This window comes from Lysobacter enzymogenes, assembly GCF_017168095.1.
GTDB lineage: Bacteria > Pseudomonadota > Gammaproteobacteria > Xanthomonadales > Xanthomonadaceae > Lysobacter > Lysobacter enzymogenes_D.
In genome coordinates this window covers 1-212 of the sequence record NZ_LXSD01000490.1, presented here as the reverse complement: position 1 = coordinate 212, position 212 = coordinate 1, and the positions used below count along the sequence as shown (strand labels likewise).

Here is a 212-nt window from a genome sequence, read left to right as displayed (position 1 = left end):
TTTCGCACCTCAGCGTCAATACCTGTCCAGTGAGCCGCCTTCGCCACTGGTGTTCTTCCGAATATCTACGAATTTCACCTCTACACTCGGAATTCCACTCACCTCTCCAGGATTCTAGTTACCTAGTTTCAAAGGCAGTTCCGGGGTTGAGCCCCGGGCTTTCACCTCTGACTTGAGTAACCGCCTACGTGCGCTTTACGCCCAGTAATTCC

At 52.4% G+C, this 212-nt stretch carries 1 rRNA gene; it reads right to left on the bottom strand.

The features are described 5' to 3' along the window. Positions 1-212 (bottom strand): 16S ribosomal RNA (locus A7A76_RS26925); the annotation flags it as partial.